The organism is Nitrospira sp. (assembly GCA_029194665.1).
In the GTDB taxonomy this organism is placed as follows: Bacteria; Nitrospirota; Nitrospiria; order Nitrospirales; family Nitrospiraceae; genus Nitrospira_D.
The window spans coordinates 335,890-352,901 of the sequence record JARFXO010000002.1 but is presented as its reverse complement, the minus strand read 5'-3'; the positions used below and the strand labels follow the sequence as shown (position 1 = coordinate 352,901).

Genomic DNA, 17,012 nt, shown 5'->3' with positions numbered 1-17,012 from the left:
CGACCACGATCGCGCCCCTTCACTCGCTGGCCACTCCATCGTGCCTATTCTTTTTGTTGTTTGAGTAACCGAGCCAGGTAGGTTCGTTGAAGCCCGAGCGAATCGGCGGCTTTCGTCTGATTGCCTTCAGCCTGTTCCATCGCGCGCGCGATGATGTAGCGGCTGTGTTGCTCCATCGATTCATGGTAGGGCAGGTTCAGATACGGCGGTGGAGCATTGTCGCTTCGACGGAGGATGCTGTCCTCCGCCAGTAGGGCCAACATCTCCGGTTCGATGATGTCTTTCGGGCTCAAGACGACCGCGCGCGCGATCACATTATCCAATTCTCGAATGTTTCCCGGCCAGGGATAGCGGATCAAGGCATTGAGCGCAGCTGTGCTCAGAGTCATGCCTGGTCGTTTCGCATCTCTCGTATGTCGATCCAAAAAAAACTGGGCTAGGGCTGCGACATCCTCCGATCGTTCGCGAAGCGGGGGCAGGGTCAGGCTCACGACATTCAGTCGAAAATAGAGATCTTCGCGGAAGTGGCCTGCTCGCACGGCCTGCCGAAGATCCTTGTTCGTGGCTGCAATGATGCGGATGTTCACCGAGACGATCTTGGAGCCGCCGACGCGGTGAAACTCACGGTCCTGCAGGACGCGTAAGAGCTTAGCCTGCAACGGAAGAGACATGTCTCCAATCTCGTCGAGGAAGACGGTCCCACCGTTGGCCATTTCCAGTTTGCCTTTTTGCTGCCGGTCCGCCCCGGTGAACGCGCCACGTTCGTGGCCGAACAGTTCGTTCTCCAGCAGAGTCTCTGTCAAGGCCACGCAGTTGATGACGACAAGCGGCATCGAACAGCGATGACTCCACTGATGGATCGAACGCGCAAAGAGTTCTTTCCCGGTGCCGCTTTCGCCCAGCAGCAATACGCCCGCGTCGGACTTGGCGGCTCGCTGCGCTGCTTCCACGACGGACCGGACCGATGGACTGTTGCCGACGATGTTGGCGTAACGGCTGTGGACCTCGGAACGAAGATAGGCGACTTGCCGTCGGAGCGAATCTCGCTCCAACGCTTTGCGGATCACGATGAGCAGATAGTCTTTGTCGAGAGGCTTGGTCAGAAAGTCGTAGGCTCCTTGTTTCATAGCGTCCACTGCGGCTTCAATGGATGCGTATGCGGTCATCACAATGACAGGAGGACCATCCGATGGTTTCAACTGAGACAGCCGTTTGAGGACCTCAAGTCCCGACACCTTGGGCAGTGTGAGGTCCAGTAGGATAAGGTGCGGAGATTCATCAACGATTTTGTCAAGCGCCTGCTGCCCCTCAGCGGCCACGATAGTCTCGTACCCGGAGGCTTGGAGCCGGTCCTCGAGCATCATGACGATGTCGGGATCGTCGTCAACAATAAGAATTTTGGCGTTCATCGGAATAACCCTCTGCCTCGGGTCATCTGTCGGTCGTTATGGACGAATCGGCCAGGAAGTCGTGTTGCGATCGGCGAGCGACGACTTGAAAAATGTCTCCACTTAACCGTTCATCACATTGATGACGAGTCCCGTCAACGGCTTCGGATAAAAATAGGTTGACTTGTGCGGCATCCGTTCTCCCGCTGCCGCGACGGCTTGAACTTCACTGACCTTCGTGGCATTGAGCAGGAATGCGCCTGTCCCCGTTCCGTTGGCCACCCAGTCCAGGGCTTCGTGATCATCTTTGGTGTAGAGAATCGCTTCTTGTTCCTGTTGCGTGGGACAGAGTCTGGTCACGATCAATTGTTGCAGCAGAGAGACGTCGAGTTTGGCTCGAGGTGATGCCTGGGTGGAAGGTCGATGGGCGGGCTTCAGCGTGAGCATGACATATCGGTCGTCGCCTTGTCGTGTCAGACCGAACACCGGAACGGTCTTTCCTTCCGTCCGCAAGCTGGCCAAGAACTGTGACCGCGCCTGCTGTCGTGTGGATGCACTGAAGAGGAACTCCCGAAACTCGAACGTGTCTCCCAGTACCGTCTTGATCTGGCCCGAAGAGGGTAAAGCGGTGGTCGCAACTCGGTGTGTCGGTAATACCGTCAGCCCTGGATCTTCAAGCGGGGTGAGCAGCATTAACACGGAGTCGTAGGGGTGCAGCCCCGTCGGAGACCCCGCCTGCTGTCGGCGGAGATTTTGATAGTTCAACGCCGTTTCATAGCGATGGTGACCGTCCGCGATGAACAGCGGCTTGCTCTGCATCGCGTCGGTCACTTGTTGAAGGACGGTCTTATCGGTTACGGCCCACAGGCATTCGCGACAGCCTGCATCGTCTTGAAAGTCGTAGCGCGCCGGCTTGTCTTTTACAGCAGTTTCCAAAAGTTGGATGATGGCACCAAGCGGATCTGAGTAGAGGGACCAGATCGGGCTGAAGTTTGAGCGACAGGCCTCGATCAGATTCAGACGATCAGTTTTAGCCGCCGCGCGTGTATTCTCGTGAGGATAAATGTGTCCGGAGTCGAGCGTCTCCAGCTTTGCCAGCGCCAAAAATCCCCGAAGCACTTTCTTGGGAGCGTTGGGCGCTGAGTAGGGAGGAGTGTATTCAATCGTGTGAAAGTAGACGGCCGGCTGTGTGTCGCGCTTGAGAATACCCTGGTTGAGCCAGGTCTGCAGCGTCGCGGCAGCGCGGCTATATCGGTTGTTGGCAGCGCTGTCACCGGTCTGGTCGAGCCCCAGTTCCATTCGGATAATGTTGTGAGGATGACGGTCGTGAAGCCGTTTCTGTCCCTCCACATCGATGATATCGTACGGCGGGGCGACCACGTCCTTGATGGAGCTCACGAGCATCTGGTCGTACAGCATGCCCTGAAACGGAATGATCTGTGACATGAACAACCTCTTGGCAGTGTCGTGGCAGCGACACGGTTTGATGGTTATAGGAGAGAGTGGAATCCTTTCGCCATACGCCGTGCCGTTCCTACGGTCCAGCGTCTTTCCAGCCGGTGGGACGACCGCTACCTGTCGCGGGTAATCATATAATCAGCGGCGACCGAGAGGGCGCGCCGTGCAGTACTGTCGTCAAAGTGTTCGAGCTCATGCTTGGCAGCGGCGATATAGGCACTCGCGCGATCCATCGCATAGGTGATCGAACCGAAATCAGCCATCAACAATAAGATTCGTTCAAGGTCGGCGGTGCTGAGCGTCCGGGTTTCCATTCGATCCTTGATCATCTGGCGATCCTGTTCCGAACAATGCTGTAACAGATGGAGAAGGGGCAGCGTCGCTTTTCCCTGCCGGAGATCCTGCCCGATCGTTTTTCCGAGCGATTCGCCGTTTGCGATGTAATCCAAGGTGTCGTCTGCCACTTGAAAGGCGATCCCGAGGTATTGGCCGAAGCGGAACAACGCTTTCTGTTGTGTCTCGGGAGCGTCGGCAAGAATGGCACCCATGCGACAGGCAGCCGCAATCAAACCGGCGGTTTTGTGTTCGACGATCTTGATGTAATCGATTTCTGGCATGGCGGGATTGCCGTTGTAATACAACTGGAGGACTTCACCCTCGGCCATTTTTTTACAAGCCTCGGCGAGGACTTCATTGATCCCCTGGCTCTGAAACTCAACGACTTTACACATGGCTTTGGTGTAGAGATAATCCCCCACGAGGATGCTGATCTGGTTTCCCCAAACCTTGCGCGCGGTTCTTCTGCCCCTCCGGAGATCGGCGTCATCCACGACATCGTCGTGTAACAGGGTGGCGGTATGGATGAATTCCACGATGCTGCCGAGCTGATGATGCTCGGTTCCAGGATAGCCGCAAAGGCGAGCAGATAAGAGGAGGAGCAGTGGTCTGATGCGTTTGCCACCCCCGCTCAAGATGTGGGCGGCGACCGTATTGACCAGGGTCACGCTGGAGTCGAGGTTCTTCCTGACTCGATTCTCCACTCCGTCCAGTTCATCACGGTAGGCGTCCCACACATCCGACATGCTGTGCAGGGCTGCGATCGCTGGACCTTGTGCCATGCGGCGGATGGTATGGCAGCCGAGGAAATAAAGTCAAGCAAATGAATGAGGGCTATGCCTTGCTGACCTGGATTGTGTATTGAACTACGACGTGCCATTAACTGTATATTTGAGTCGCCGCTGTACCACCGTTCCAAAACTGCCAGCCTGACGCCGGGTAAGCGTATTGCCATAGCTGGCGCAGCGCCTCGTTGATGACCTACGTTCGGACGACCTTAGGCTCCCCACGAATCAGGGTGGCAAGACCACCACTTCCCGGTGCTCGGCACATACATTCAGGCGCTCCCTCACGCGCTCGTCATTGGGGTCTAGGTTCACGCGGTTTACGGTCTACGACGAATGCTGGCTCAACCAAATAGGGTCCACAGATACTGATAGAACACGGTGTCCTTGCATAGTCAGCTTGCGCTTGGCAGACCATGTTTTCTCTAACCGAGAATGCCAAAGATAGATATCGAAGAGAGCTCGATGCGCATGTGCATGTCAAATACCGACAATGCGAGCAGTTCTAGCAGCGACAAGCATAAACATAAACCATCACTTCATGTGTACATCTACGAGGTATGAGTTCTCCCTATGGATCCCTTTCTCTGAAACCGGGGCGGGGGCACGAATTTCAGTAAAACCCATAGAAACATCTGCGTTTGAGCGCCCACTAGTCAAAATTGTTTCTCCATTCGCAAAGGGCACCTAACTTGCTCATAGCTTCCTGGCCTTGTGCGCATCCTCAGTTCGCAATGTGCTTTCCATGGAGGACTCTGATAATGCGCCAGAAAACTCAGCGATTGTTGTTGCTTGTGTCCAGTATGGCCACGCTCTTGTTTGTTGGTGATCAGATAATTCCATTGATACAGCCGGCCTTGGCGGCGACCGATCGAGATACCATCTCGACGGCGGCACCGCTGCCCGGTTCCATGCAAAGCCGACCGTCATCAGTCCCCACGCACAGACTCATGTCTGAAGGGTCGGGACCGATACCACTTGCTGCGCCGCCCGTCCCGCTTACGGCTCCACCAGCACCAAGACCCGTTATTGGAGTGAGTTCCTCAAGCTTTTCTTTCAGTGCTCAGCAAGGGAACAGCAGTCCGACAACGCAAACTCTCACTGTTACAAACAGAGGCGGGGGAACATTGAACTGGAATGCAGCTGCTACAGCCGCATGGCTGACACTCAGCCCGGCGTCTGGCAAGAATACTGGCCCAATCACATTAACCGCCACTGCCGGCTCGTTGGCAGTAGGGACTTACAGTACCCTGGTTACTGTCAGCGCAGGCAACGTAGCTTCTGTTTCCATCCCCATCACCCTCACAGTCACCCCCCCCTCGGCGACTGTTTCGCTCAGCCCGTCATCGTTGACGTTCTCAGGAGTTCAGGGAGGGGGCAATCCGGCGAGCCAAACCGTGACGGTCAATTCTAGTGGCAATTGGACAGCCAGTAGCAACGCATCTTGGCTCACGCTGAGTCCATCGTCAGGCAACGGCGACGGATCCATCGTAGCTAGCGTTGCCATATCAGCTGCTGCGGTAGACACGAACAACGCTATGATCACCGTTACGAACGCTGGCGTGACGAGCACTAGTTCCGTCACATTCACCGTATCAGCCGCCTCATTGACGGCTTCCCCCAACAGCATGACTTACACGGCTACGCAGGGAAGGGCAAACCCTTCCGCCCAGAGCATCGCCATTAGTGCGAATGGAACGTGGAGCGTCAGCGAAGGTGCCCCTTGGTTATCGCTTAGTCCCACGTCAGGCTCTAACAATGGAATCATTACGGCAAGCGTCAATACGGCTAACGCGACCCAGGGAGATCATGCAACCACCATCACTGTGAAGAGTGGTGGAATAACCAAAACAGTCAGCGTCACCCTGAGGCTGGATCCTTCATCGAGTTCATCCGTCACGCTGTCTTGGAATGCGAATGTCGAAAGCGACCTAGCCGGATATAGAGTGTATCGCGCGACTTCATCAGGAACCTACGGGGCCCCCATTGCGACGATTCAGGGTAATACGCCCAGGTACATTGCGACAGGACTCCAATTCAACACGACATATTTCTTTGTCGTGACTGCCTATGACATCGCGGGGAATGAAAGTGCTTACTCAAACGAGGTCAGCAAGAGTATCTTCTGACCCACGCGAGCAGAGACTTGGGTTGCTGATGGGTCGAAACAGTCTCTCGACACTTGATCGTGCTCCACCATAATTTGTTGATTTTTTCTTGTGGGATATCGCTCTCAGCTCTTCCAGGCTTTTCCTTCGAGCCTGTCCTGATCCGTAGTATAAAAATTGATGGCTGGGCATGGGAAATGCTTTCATGCCATAGGGAATGTCCATAGGAAACATAAGTGTGGCTTGCAAATTGAAGCCGTGGCCTCATAACCGAACGCTGGAAATCACCCAGCTTCTGACAATCCTCGGGATGTTTGGATGTGCTCTGTTGGTGTCTCCGGAAGTCAAGCGTGGAGATCAGCATTTGGCAGGGGAGCGTTGGGAAGACGCCATCCTTGCTTACAAACAGGCGCTGAAGGACGATCCTTTTGATCCTTCTCTACAACGCAAGTACGCGTTGGCCCGCGAACGCGCGGCAGCGACGCATGCGGAGCACGGCCGTGCCTATCTGAAGGAAAGGGAATTCGATCTTGCCCTTGACGAATTCAAGCGGGCTCTGACCATCGACCCCTCCAATGCCGACCATCAAGCGGGATTCATGGAAACCACTCGCGTAAAAGAATCCCGGTCTCATTACCGCGAGGCGGAACGGCTGGTTCAACATGGACGAATAGAGGAGGCGATGAGTAGTTTTGGGCGGGCTGTTGAGCTCGATCCAACATACCAAGAGGCCCTGGAAGGCATTACCAAACTTAGCGAAGAGCAACAAGGACTCACAAGAGGTGAGCGTTCGAGGCAGCCTGTAACGCTAAAATTCAAGAACGCCGGCATCAAGGAAGTCTTGGAGAGTGTGGCGAAGGTTGGCGGGTATACGTTGGTTTTCGACAAGGATGTAAGGAACGACCGTATTTCTATTTCGATTCAGGACACGTCCTTTGATGAAGCACTACGCCTGATTCTCAATAGCAACGGTTTGTTTTCCCGTCAGATATCTCCAACTGTCTTGATCGTCAGCCCTGATACCAAGCAGAAACAGGAACAGTATCAGGATTTGATGATCCGAACCTTTTACCTTTCGAACGCCAAATCCAAAGACATGTTGTTGCTCCTGAAAAGCATGCTCGATTCGAAACGCATGCATGCGAATGAGCAGTTGAACACGATCGTAATCCGTGATCAGCCTGAAAAAATCCAGATGGCTGAAAAAATTATCCTGGCCAACGATCGCCAGGAAGCAGAAGTGCTTTTTGACGTCGAAGTGCTGGAGGTCGACCGAACCGTCAATCAGACCTATGGACTGACATATCCGAAACAGGTCGCCTATGCCATGGTCCCCCCAGGGCCTGCTGGCCTTATTGCGGGGACACTTGCCCAGCAGTTCACCCTGCGTCAGTTGACCAACTTAGGCCCGGATAATTATCTCTTCAAGGTCCCAACGAATGTTCAGTTGGATTTTTTCAAACAGATAACGGACGCCAAGACGCTTGCCGCGCCGAAGATCCGGGTCGTGAACAATAAGAAAGCGGAGATCAACATCGGCGACAAACAGCCGATCCTCCTGTCCACGACGAACGTCCTGCCCGGTCAAGCCACCACGGGTGCCGTGCCGACGACATCGACCGTGACATCGATTGAGTTTCGGGATACCGGCGTCAAGCTGACGGTGGAACCTTCTATCAGGGTGGGGGGCGAGCTCGGATTGAAAATGAAGATTGAAGTGATTCGACTGGGCGAGCAGGTCACGTTGCAGGCGTCTCCGCCCATTACGCAGTTCAAGTTCGGCAATCGGTCTGCCGAGACGATGCTCAGCATCAAGGATGGGGAAACCATTATCCTGGGCGGGCTCTTGCAAGAGGAAGATCGGAAAACCAGAGTGACGATCCCGTGGCTTGGCGACCTTCCTTGGATCGGGAATCTCATCAGTTCGTTCAAGACCGACCGAGTTACCACGGAAGTGATTTTGACGATTACGCCGCATATTGTGCAGAACATGATCCCTCCGACACTCGACGCGCAAGCGTTCTGGTCCGGCACGGAATTCACCTATGCAACCGAGCCGATGTACCCGGTACCTGGGCGGAAGGTATCCACGTCATTGGGAACGGGGTACGGAGAGCATCCCGTCGCAGGCGACAGGGTGGCGAAAGACGCCGGAGAAAGGAACCTGGCCCGTTCCTTGGCTCAACTGGCTGTCTCCGATCCACTGCTGGCCATCCACCCGGATGAATCAGCTGTTCAAGCCGGTCGGGAAATCAGGTTATCGATCGTGGATGGCCGGATCGGTGCGTCGGACCGCAACCTATTCAGGTTCGAATATGACCCGAAGGTGCTTCAGTTCAAACGGCTTAGTGCGGCGGAACTTGTCACCTCGTCGGACCTCCCTCCTGGAGATCAGGGAAAAGCTGTAGGAAGTATCGCATTCCGGCTGGCCCGTCCGAACCAACATGCTCCGCGGTCCGTGAGCATTATCCTTGTCGCAAGGGCGCCCGGGGTGTCGCCGGTTCGCGTTGAACTGACTGATCCTGATGGTGCGGCACAGACATCATCCGGAATAATCGGGACAGGCGTGGTGAGAGTGCGGTGAGCGAGGGCGGGTTCACACTCATCGAGATTCTCGTCACCATGGCAATCATTGTACTCTTGGCTTCGGTCGCCATGCCGTTGAGCAAGATATCAACGAAAAGAGCCCAGGAGATTGAGCTGCGCCAACATCTTCGGACCATTCGCGGCGCAATCGATCTGTTCAAAATGGAATGGAATCGCGATGGAGATGTCTTACTTGGAGCGGTCTGTCTGAAGAATAGGTTGGTGTGTAAGGAAATCACAGGGCAGTACGGCTATCCGAAGTCCCTCGATACTCTGTTAGGAGTACAGCTGTCGGGAGAAGAGGCGACGGTTCGAGGCACCACGGTAAGGCGCTATTTACGGGTGATGCCAATCGACCCACTCACAGGTAAATCCGATTGGGCTCTGCGTTGTTACAAAGATCGTCCGAAGCCGTCTAGCTGGTGCGGTGAAGATGTCTACGATGTGATGACACAAAGAGAGGGGTTGGCACTCGATGGTACCAAGTACCAGGATTGGTAAGGTGGGTAGATGGAATGCAAAGGGTTTTACACTGGTTGAAGTTATGATCACCGTGTCCATTATCGGCATTTTGGCTACTATTGCCGTTCCGTCCTATCAATCATCCTCGATCAAAGCTCGGGAGACGGTGTTGCGGCAAGATCTTTTCACGCTGCGCGACTTGTTGGACCATCATCGTGCGGACAAAGGGAAGTACCCTCCGGCTTTGGATGGTCTGGTAACTGCAGGATATCTGCGAGCCCTACCTAAAGACCCCTTTACGAATTCGCCGAGTTCTTGGCAACAGATCGTTGAACCAACAGAGGGTGGCATCTTTGATGTGTATTCGGGGTCGGACCTTGTTGGGACAAACGGGACTCCATATAACCAATGGTGAACAGGCGCGTGAGATCGCCTCAGAGTAGATTCCGCCCCTGGCACGAAGCGTTTCGAGTGAGGGGAGAATGGGGGAATAGGTTCGTGGGGATCCTGTTGCTTGGAATGTCGGCCTGTAGTCAGCTCGAGCCCACCATCATGAAAGAACCGGAGATGTCGGATCTCCAACTCACGGTAGATACCCTCAAGACCTCCTTGCGGGATGCCCAGCGAACGGTTGCCGAGTTGAGAGCAGAGGCCGGCGCACGGCGTCAGGAATTGGCTGATGTGCAGATCGTCCGAGCGCAGATCGAAGGGCGGATTCGGGAGGCGGAACGTCGGTTGACGGAAGCTCGTCATGTGATTGATCTCCAGCGGGAAGAACTAAGCAGCGCTCGATCCGAACGGGAAGAGGTGGGGCGGACCAGAGCCGCACTGCAGAATCAACGGAAGCAGCTTCAAAAGCAGTTATCGAAAGTTGGGAGGCAGGTGAAGGGAAATGTGTCTCCCGTGACTATGGTTTCTCCAAACGCTGGGCAACTGGAGTTGGCGACTGTCGGCCCCCAGCAGGATGCTCTGTCGGCAGCTCTGGAGGAGGGCACACTGGTTGTCTCGGGATCGGCGCCCGAGGTATCGAGTTCATCCTCGGTCGACGATCCACAGCGGAGTTCTCCATCGGCAACTGTCGGATCTCGCATACAGGTAGTAGTCAAGTCTGGGGATACGTTGTGGAGTATCGCACGCCGACATCACACTTCTGTCAGACGCCTCATGGTTCGCAACGCGCTGCCGAACGACCGTATTCAAGTTGGTCAAGCTCTCTTGGCTCACTGAGCCCCCTAGTGAAGTGTCCGAGGGCGAACGAATGTGGTGGCGCACGATGGACTAGCGGCAAATCCTGAAGGTCCAGATTGATGGCAGTATTTGCGTATCGAGTCGCACGTCCTGATGGGTCCACAATCCATGGGCAGGTGAAAGGGGAAAATGAATCGTTGGTTCGTGCCAAGCTAGAGTCACAAGGGTTGTTGGTCTTCAATCTTCACCGTCGGGGAGTCACCTCCGTCAGGACGCAGCCGTCGTGGTCATGGGGAAAGCTTCCGCTGGGTCAGTTCTTAGTCTTCAATCAAGAGTTATTGGCTCTGGTCAAGTCCGGGCTACCCATAATGCGCATCTGGGATCTCCTGATCGAACGAGCCGGCCATGCTGGATTTCAGCGGATATTATGTGACGTACGAGAAGACATCCGAGGCGGAGCCTCTGCCTCGGATGCTTTAACTAAACACCCTGTATATTTCCCGGAACTCTATGTCGCTACGGTAAAGGCAGGAGAGCAATCGGGCAATCTTCCGGAGGTGCTACAGCGGTACGTTGCGTATCTAAAGCTGATGGTCGGGCTTCGTCAGAAGGTGAAGAAGGCGATCTCCTATCCCATCGTTCTCATCGGTATCGGCCTGGCCGTGGTCGGTTTCCTGTTGATCTATGTCATGCCGACTTTCGTATCGGTCTATGGAGAATCAGCGAAGACCTTACCATGGGCGACTCAGGTCTTGCTTGATATGGTCATGCATGCGGAGTCACGGATAGTGCCCGCCGTAGTCGCCGCGATCGGCATCATGATTGGAATCCATACCTACTACACCACCCCGGCAGGACAGCTGGCGATCGATCGGCTTGTACTGAATCTCCCCTTTCTGGGTCTGATTGCAGCCGAACACAATACCATTCAGCTTACGCGTACGCTCGGAACGATGCTTGCGGGAGGCATCCCGCTCATTGATGCCTTGCAAGGTGCACGAGGAGCCGTTTCAAATAGATGGATTTCACAAACAACGATCAGAGCCGTCAATGAGATTCGTGAGGGTGCGACACTGGCTGATGCATTGGATCGTTCCAGAGTGCTCCCAAGACTCGCGATCGAAATGTTATCGGTAGGGGAAGAAACGGGTTCGCTTGATACGATGCTGCGGGACGTCGCGGAGTTTTATGAGGCTGATCTGGATACGAAGCTTGCGGAGCTCACCGCCTGGATAGAGCCGGTCTTGCTGCTTGTTATGGGTGTGTTAGTCGGCGGGATTGTCATTGTGATGTACCTACCGGTATTTCAGATGGCTGGGACCGTCGGCGGTTAGAGTAGGAGCAAAGGGGGAGTGGGATCTAAGGACGTCGAGGACACGATGATGAGAGGGGTCGCGTATGCCGCGTAGGCTTTCGAGGCCATCACTTGCCGAGGTCCTGGTGGACCAGGGAATGCTCACACAGCACTCGGTCGAGGATATCTTGCGCCGATTGAACGGAGCGTCCGTCGCCTTAGGACAAACGCTGATTAGCGAAGGGCTTCTCTCGGAGGATCAATTGGCTCATGCCCTGGCTGTTCAATACGGTCTTCCCTATGATCCGCTGACGGATTTTCAGGTCGATCCACGATACTACGAAACCATCTCGATCAAGTTGATGCAGCGGTTCCCCTTTGTGCCAATGGCTGAGCGTTCCGGAACTCTGACGATCGCCCTTGCCGATCCACAAAACCTGCTCGCACTCGACGAATTGGAGCTCCTCATCGGAAAGCCGCTGGATCGAGTCGTCAGCTCCAAGCGCGCAATTCTGGCGGCGCTGGAACGCAGTGAAGGATCGAGGCAAGTACTCCGTGAGCTGGAAGCGGAGTATCGGTCGATCTTGCTGAAAGAAGATGATCGAGGAGAAGAAATTCCAAATCTCGATCATACGGGGGAAGAGCAGAGTCCGGCCGTGAAACTGCTGGATTCGATTTTGCTGAGTGCGATGCAGCGCCGCGCAAGCGACATCCACATCGAAGCTGCAGATCGTGCGACGAAAGTCAAGCTTCGTGTCGACGGCATTCTGATTCCAGCCATGGAGCCGCTGGATATTCGATTGCATGCTCCTTTGGTGTCTCGCTTGAAGGTCATGTCCGAGCTCGACATTGCGGAGCGTCGGGTGCCTCAAGATGGGAGCTTCCGCATGAGGCTGGATCGAAAGACGGTGGATTTTCGCGTCTCTATTCTGCCCAGCGTCTTCGGCGAGTCGGTCGTGATTCGAATATTGGACCGGGACTCGATTGCGACCGGAGTGTCGTCTTTGAAGCTCGAACGGCTTGGATTTAATCCGGAAGATCTGAAACGATTCAGGAAAGCCATTACTCGCCCCTATGGCATGGTATTGGTAACAGGGCCAACCGGAAGCGGGAAGACGACGACGCTGTACGCCGCGATATCCGAGATGAATACGCTCGAGGATAAGCTGATTACAATCGAAGATCCCGTTGAATACCAACTCTCAGGAGTGGTGCAGATTCCCGTCAATGAAAAGAAAGGAGTCACGTTTGCCCGTGGTCTCCGCTCCATCCTTCGTCATGATCCTGACAAAATTATGGTCGGCGAAATTCGAGACGCCGAGACGGCGCAGATAGCGATCCAATCGGCCCTGACCGGGCATCTTGTGTTGACAACGGTGCATGCGAACAATGTGTTCGACGTCATCGGGCGGTTCGCGTCGATGGAGATTGACACCTATAATTTGTTGGCCGCTCTCAACTGCGTGTTGGCGCAGCGGCTTGTCCGAATCCTATGTCCGTCATGTCGGACGCCAGGCAAGGTACAACAGGCCCTTATTGAGGAATCAGGATTGGACTATGAGCAATACAAGGATACGCCGTTCTACGAAGGAAAGGGGTGCCCACAATGTCATGGCACAGGGTATCGGGGGAGAAAATGCATCACGGAATTTCTTGATTTGACGGACGAGATCAAAGAAATGATTCATGCCGAGCGACCACTTTCAGAAATCCGATATCGGGCCGTGACCGATGGAATGATTACGCTGCGGCAGTCGGCGCTGAAAAAAGTGTTGAATGGGGAGACGTCGCTGCGAGAAATCAATCGTGTGACGTTCAGCGAGGAAGGGTGATGTGATGTGGCAATGGGCCAGCAGCCGACCACAGCGTTGCTTGAAATTCGGAACCGACTCGATCGCGTGGGCGGAAACCGAGCGCAATTGGCGTGGACAGCGTCGACATACGTGCGTCATGTCACCGCTTTCCGATGGCATGATCAAACCTTCTCCAACTGAGGAGAATGTGTCCGACCCGTCGGAATTGGCAAATCGTATTCGTGCCCTAACGGCCTCAGAGTCGGTTCACCATGCGGTCGGGGGAGCAATCTTCTCTGAGCTTCCTCGACGAATTGGAGTGTTGCTGCCTGACACGGCGGTGCGAGCGACGGTCCTGCAGCTCGAGAGGATCCCTGTCAGGCGCGAGGAACGCGATGCACTGATCCGCTGGCTGCTTGGTCAAGAGCAACTGTTCCCACTAAACGATGCGAGAGTCTCGTTCCAGGTATTTCATGATCGCTCGGGAGGTAAAGGACCAGCCTATACTGTGCTGGCGGTCGCGGCCCAGGAATCAGTGCTGGAGCAGTATGAGTCTCTGTGTGAATCTGTCGGGCTCATCCCTCAAGAAGTGGGGATGACGAGCCTACGGATCTTCGATCTATGGAGAAGGGCTTTAGGGAGATCTCGTTGGCGAGGCCGAGAGTGTCTGTGGATCAACCTAGCGGATCGAGCCTTGACGACCATGATTTGTCAACGAGGACGCTTGCTGTTCTACCGGTGCAAGCTGTTGGGGGTCGAGGTGGCTCAAGCGCTTGTGAAACCCGACATGCTGAACAAGATTCTTATGGAATGCTGCGCGTCATTAGAGATCTGTCAACAGCAACATCCCTCGGCGGTCGTTAAGGAAGCCGTGATTTGTGCAGACGGAGACATTTCGGCTTTTCAAGAATTGATTGAGGCAGAGCTCCGACTGTCCGTCGAACATCTAGGCTGGGAATCGATCGAGGTCCTTGGCCAAGTGGCCAAAGGGAGTCACCAAGGGATGACATCGTTGGCTGCGATGGCTGGGTTGTTCTAGCATGACGATCATGAGTTCCAGAGTCTCTCGGTTCGTTGAATCACTCAAGTCAATTCCATTGCTGCGCGGTGCCGATGATCAATTCCGGATGAATCTGAGCCGTCGTTATCGGCCGGTGGTCGCTCCGATTCGAATGCTCTTGATCGGAAGCTGTGTCCTGCTTCTGACAGGGATTAGTTGGGACTTCAGGCAAGTGATCCTCACCCATCAAGAATCTCTGACCATCCAAGTAGAATTGGATGCAGTACGGCAACAGGACCTAGACGTGATTGCAGAGGCCCGACAAGAAGGTATTGATTTGTCTGAAGAGGCGTTGAAGGGGCTGTCCCTTGAGGTTGAGTTGGCCAATCAGCTGCTTGAAAAAAGAACCTTTTCATGGACAAAGTTTTTGACCGAATTGGAACAGGCGATCCCTTCACGCCTTGCTCTCAACAGTGTTCGCCTCGATCAAGCCGGTACTATGGTTCGACTCACGGGAATCGCGATGAGCCTGGAAGACATCACGAGTTTCACCGTCGGACTCCAGGGGCACGCAACATTTAAGGACCCGATTCTGGCGCAGCATCGTGTCGGACCGAGCGGGTTGGTGCAATTCGACGTCACATTACAGTACCGGCATGAAGGCGCTTGAGTGATGAGAGATCGTCTGCTCTTTCTCTGGCAACATCCCTTCGCACCCTTGCTTCCATGGGTGGGGGTCGCTCTTGGTCTTCTTTTCACGCTGTTTCTCGTGCAGGACCTTGGTGTGGCAGGTGCCCAAGCCAGTCGGGAGCGTTTGGAAAAGGAATGGGCCGCGACCCGCCAGAAGTTGATGTCTCATCGAGAGGCAAGAAAAGCGAAGCAGGACCTGAACCGAGTATGGGCGCTGCTTCCAGCCGAGCGCGACTTTACTCCGTTAGCGCTTGGGATTTCAGAGGAAGCGAAGCGCGATCGTGTCACCTTGCCGGCCTTGTCCTATAAGACCGAGCCTACGCTCGTCGCAACTACGCGGAAAGGACTGTTACAGGGGCCGATGACTGGACGATACGAGGATCTCCGCCGATTCATCTATGGTCTCGAGACGGCGGAAGAGTTGGTGTTTATCGAGGATCTTGAGCTGACTCGGTCCGGAGGCACTCAGGACGAGTTGTTGACATTCAATATTAGGATTGCGACGTACCTTCGCGACGATGCTGGGGAGTCCGGTGGGCCGGGACCAGCACAGTAACCATGGATGCGAAAACGAAGACGATTCTTGCTGCCTCGCTTATCTTGCTCTGGGTAGGACTGGCTGTATGGCATTGGCGGTCGCAACAAGAGATTGTTCGTGTTCCGCTCACGAATGTCACAGGGCACCCGTCGTCCGTGGGGCGACATGTGGAGACGAGAGGGACGGGGTTGCGCGTCAATCTCGATTTGCTTGCTTCAATGAGCCTTCAACGTCAGGCGAATTTCACAGTGCCTCGGAACATCTTTTCCGTACCCCGTCCCGATGGCACGTTCGCAGTCGGGAATGCCCCAGCTTCCCTGGACCAGCCTGGTTCGGGTGCAGGCGAGACCCTGAGGCAACAAGAGGATGCGGTGGAATTAGAGCAGTATCGATACCTCGGATTTCTTCGCGTGGGCGAGAGTCGCCGGAAAAATAGAGATATTGCGGTGCTCAAGAGAAATGATGAGGTGCTGGTGCTCAAAGTCGATGATCGTGTCGACAACCATCTGATCCTCAAGGCGATCAATTCTGACAGTGTGACCATCCGAAACACCGTGACCTATACGGATCAAACGGTGTCGTTGTCGGAAGAATCATCGGCTGAACCACCGGAAGAACCAACGGATCAGGAGTGATGGATAATGGGAGCCTCTTGGCGCCGCTGAGGTGGCAAGAAACAGGGTTCTCGTACCTCATGGTGATGATTGTCATCACTCTTATGGGGCTTGCCATGACGGTGGCTGCTCGACAGTGGAAGACGATGGTGCAACGGGAGCTCGAAGCAGATTTGCTGGCCAAGGGGATAGAAATTCAAACGGCCTTGGCTCTGTACTCGGCCAGTGCGAAGGCTGGAAGGGTTGTATCTGGTGAGGTGTACCCCCAAACACTGGCCGAACTCACGAGACCGCCCAAGCCCTTCCTGAGGAAGGTCTACCTCGACCCTGTGGGACGTGGTGAGTGGGAATTGCTGCGGGCACCCATGGGCGGTATTATGGGAGTTCGAAGCAAGAGCAGGCACAAACCGATCAAGCAGGGTAATTTCCCGCTCGCAGTGCGTCATTTTGAGGGAAAGGCGACCCACTACGATTGGGTATTCCAGTATCCGAATCCGTCTACGGTAGCCTCGGCTTGGCCTGTCGCAAGGCCGTTTGCGGTTGCTCCACAGCCAACCATCCGTGATCAGCCGATCGCTCCAGTGGAACCGAGCTCACTGGGCCAATCGATCGATTTGGAAGAGATGAATTCGTCGGGCGATGCGATGAATCTGACTGGCCCGTCTCCGTCAACGGCCCCGACCTCGCCACAAGAACCTCCTGCGGATCCTCTTCCACCGGAAGCAACACCGTAGGTCATGCAAGGTCGGCATTGACCATTGCCTACACTTCG

General features: G+C 54.9%; 15 protein-coding genes. 11 read left to right on the top strand and 4 right to left on the bottom strand.

Annotated features, from left to right (window positions below; all coding sequences use genetic code 11):
• Positions 1-44: 44 nt before the first annotated feature.
• The 4 genes from P0119_07310 to P0119_07295 form a co-directional block, all read right to left on the bottom strand.
• On the bottom strand, positions 45-1,409 hold the full coding sequence (locus P0119_07310; protein MDF0665871.1) for a sigma-54 dependent transcriptional regulator: 1,365 nt from the start codon (positions 1,407-1,409) through the stop codon (positions 45-47).
• A gap of 102 nt (positions 1,410-1,511) precedes the next feature.
• A complete protein-coding gene (locus tag P0119_07305) occupies positions 1,512-2,834 on the bottom strand; it encodes a DUF1015 domain-containing protein (protein ID MDF0665870.1) in 1,323 nt (440 codons plus the stop codon).
• A 125-nt stretch (positions 2,835-2,959) separates the two neighbouring features.
• Complete coding sequence (locus P0119_07300) at positions 2,960-3,964, bottom strand: polyprenyl synthetase family protein (GenBank protein ID MDF0665869.1); 1,005 nt, start codon at positions 3,962-3,964, stop codon at positions 2,960-2,962.
• A gap of 1,369 nt (positions 3,965-5,333) precedes the next feature.
• Positions 5,334-5,597, bottom strand: coding sequence for a hypothetical protein (locus P0119_07295; protein ID MDF0665868.1), 264 nt, complete (start codon positions 5,595-5,597; stop codon positions 5,334-5,336).
• 716 nt (positions 5,598-6,313) lie between these two features.
• On the opposite strand from P0119_07295, the gene P0119_07290 reads away from it, so the two are divergent.
• From P0119_07290 to P0119_07240, 11 genes are all read left to right on the top strand, one after another.
• A complete protein-coding gene (locus tag P0119_07290; protein MDF0665867.1) occupies positions 6,314-8,659 on the top strand; it encodes a secretin N-terminal domain-containing protein in 2,346 nt (781 codons plus the stop codon).
• Positions 8,656-9,162, top strand: coding sequence for a type II secretion system protein (locus P0119_07285; GenBank protein ID MDF0665866.1), 507 nt, complete (start codon positions 8,656-8,658; stop codon positions 9,160-9,162). The genes P0119_07290 and P0119_07285 overlap by 4 nt, the downstream gene beginning before the upstream one ends.
• Before the next feature lies 1 nt (position 9,163).
• Entirely contained in the window at positions 9,164-9,538 is a 375-nt protein-coding gene (locus P0119_07280; protein MDF0665865.1) for a prepilin-type N-terminal cleavage/methylation domain-containing protein, read from the top strand.
• 83 nt (positions 9,539-9,621) lie between these two features.
• The gene (locus P0119_07275; protein ID MDF0665864.1) at positions 9,622-10,350 is read left to right on the top strand and encodes a LysM peptidoglycan-binding domain-containing protein; all 729 of its coding nucleotides are present in this window, start codon (positions 9,622-9,624) and stop codon (positions 10,348-10,350) included.
• Between the two features lie 80 nt (positions 10,351-10,430).
• Positions 10,431-11,645, top strand: coding sequence for a type II secretion system F family protein (locus tag P0119_07270; GenBank protein MDF0665863.1), 1,215 nt, complete (start codon positions 10,431-10,433; stop codon positions 11,643-11,645).
• A gap of 64 nt (positions 11,646-11,709) precedes the next feature.
• Complete coding sequence (locus P0119_07265; protein MDF0665862.1) at positions 11,710-13,437, top strand: ATPase, T2SS/T4P/T4SS family; 1,728 nt, start codon at positions 11,710-11,712, stop codon at positions 13,435-13,437.
• 169 nt (positions 13,438-13,606) lie between these two features.
• Entirely contained in the window at positions 13,607-14,437 is an 831-nt protein-coding gene (locus P0119_07260) for a hypothetical protein (GenBank protein ID MDF0665861.1), read from the top strand.
• A 10-nt stretch (positions 14,438-14,447) separates the two neighbouring features.
• The gene (locus P0119_07255; protein ID MDF0665860.1) at positions 14,448-15,068 is read left to right on the top strand and encodes a PilN domain-containing protein; all 621 of its coding nucleotides are present in this window, start codon (positions 14,448-14,450) and stop codon (positions 15,066-15,068) included.
• A 3-nt stretch (positions 15,069-15,071) separates the two neighbouring features.
• Complete coding sequence (gene pilO / locus P0119_07250; GenBank protein MDF0665859.1) at positions 15,072-15,644, top strand: type 4a pilus biogenesis protein PilO; 573 nt, start codon at positions 15,072-15,074, stop codon at positions 15,642-15,644.
• A 2-nt stretch (positions 15,645-15,646) separates the two neighbouring features.
• Positions 15,647-16,261 (top strand): hypothetical protein, encoded by a 615-nt coding sequence (locus P0119_07245; protein ID MDF0665858.1) that lies wholly within the window; start codon positions 15,647-15,649, stop codon positions 16,259-16,261.
• The gene (locus tag P0119_07240; GenBank protein MDF0665857.1) at positions 16,261-16,974 is read left to right on the top strand and encodes a type II secretion system protein; all 714 of its coding nucleotides are present in this window, start codon (positions 16,261-16,263) and stop codon (positions 16,972-16,974) included. Before P0119_07245 ends, P0119_07240 begins: the two co-directional genes overlap by 1 nt.
• The last annotated feature ends 38 nt before the right edge of the window (positions 16,975-17,012 follow it).

Excerpts from the sequence above, each read along its gene's own strand:
- P0119_07245 (MDF0665858.1), top strand. The coding sequence starts at position 15,647 with ATGGATGCGAAAACGAAGACGATTCTTGCTGCCTCGCTTATCTTGCTC.
- P0119_07255 (MDF0665860.1), top strand. The coding sequence starts at position 14,448 with ATGAGTTCCAGAGTCTCTCGGTTCGTTGAATCACTCAAGTCAATTCCA.
- pilO (MDF0665859.1), top strand. The coding sequence starts at position 15,072 with ATGAGAGATCGTCTGCTCTTTCTCTGGCAACATCCCTTCGCACCCTTG.
- P0119_07310 (MDF0665871.1), bottom strand. The coding sequence starts at position 1,409 with ATGAACGCCAAAATTCTTATTGTTGACGACGATCCCGACATCGTCATG.
- P0119_07265 (MDF0665862.1), top strand. The coding sequence starts at position 11,710 with ATGCCGCGTAGGCTTTCGAGGCCATCACTTGCCGAGGTCCTGGTGGAC.
- P0119_07295 (MDF0665868.1), bottom strand. The coding sequence starts at position 5,597 with ATGCTGTTGGGGGAAGCCGTCAATGAGGCGGCTGATACGGTGAATGTG.
- P0119_07270 (MDF0665863.1), top strand. The coding sequence starts at position 10,431 with ATGGCAGTATTTGCGTATCGAGTCGCACGTCCTGATGGGTCCACAATC.
- P0119_07305 (MDF0665870.1), bottom strand. The coding sequence starts at position 2,834 with ATGTCACAGATCATTCCGTTTCAGGGCATGCTGTACGACCAGATGCTC.
- P0119_07300 (MDF0665869.1), bottom strand. The coding sequence starts at position 3,964 with ATGGCACAAGGTCCAGCGATCGCAGCCCTGCACAGCATGTCGGATGTG.
- P0119_07240 (MDF0665857.1), top strand. The coding sequence starts at position 16,261 with ATGGATAATGGGAGCCTCTTGGCGCCGCTGAGGTGGCAAGAAACAGGG.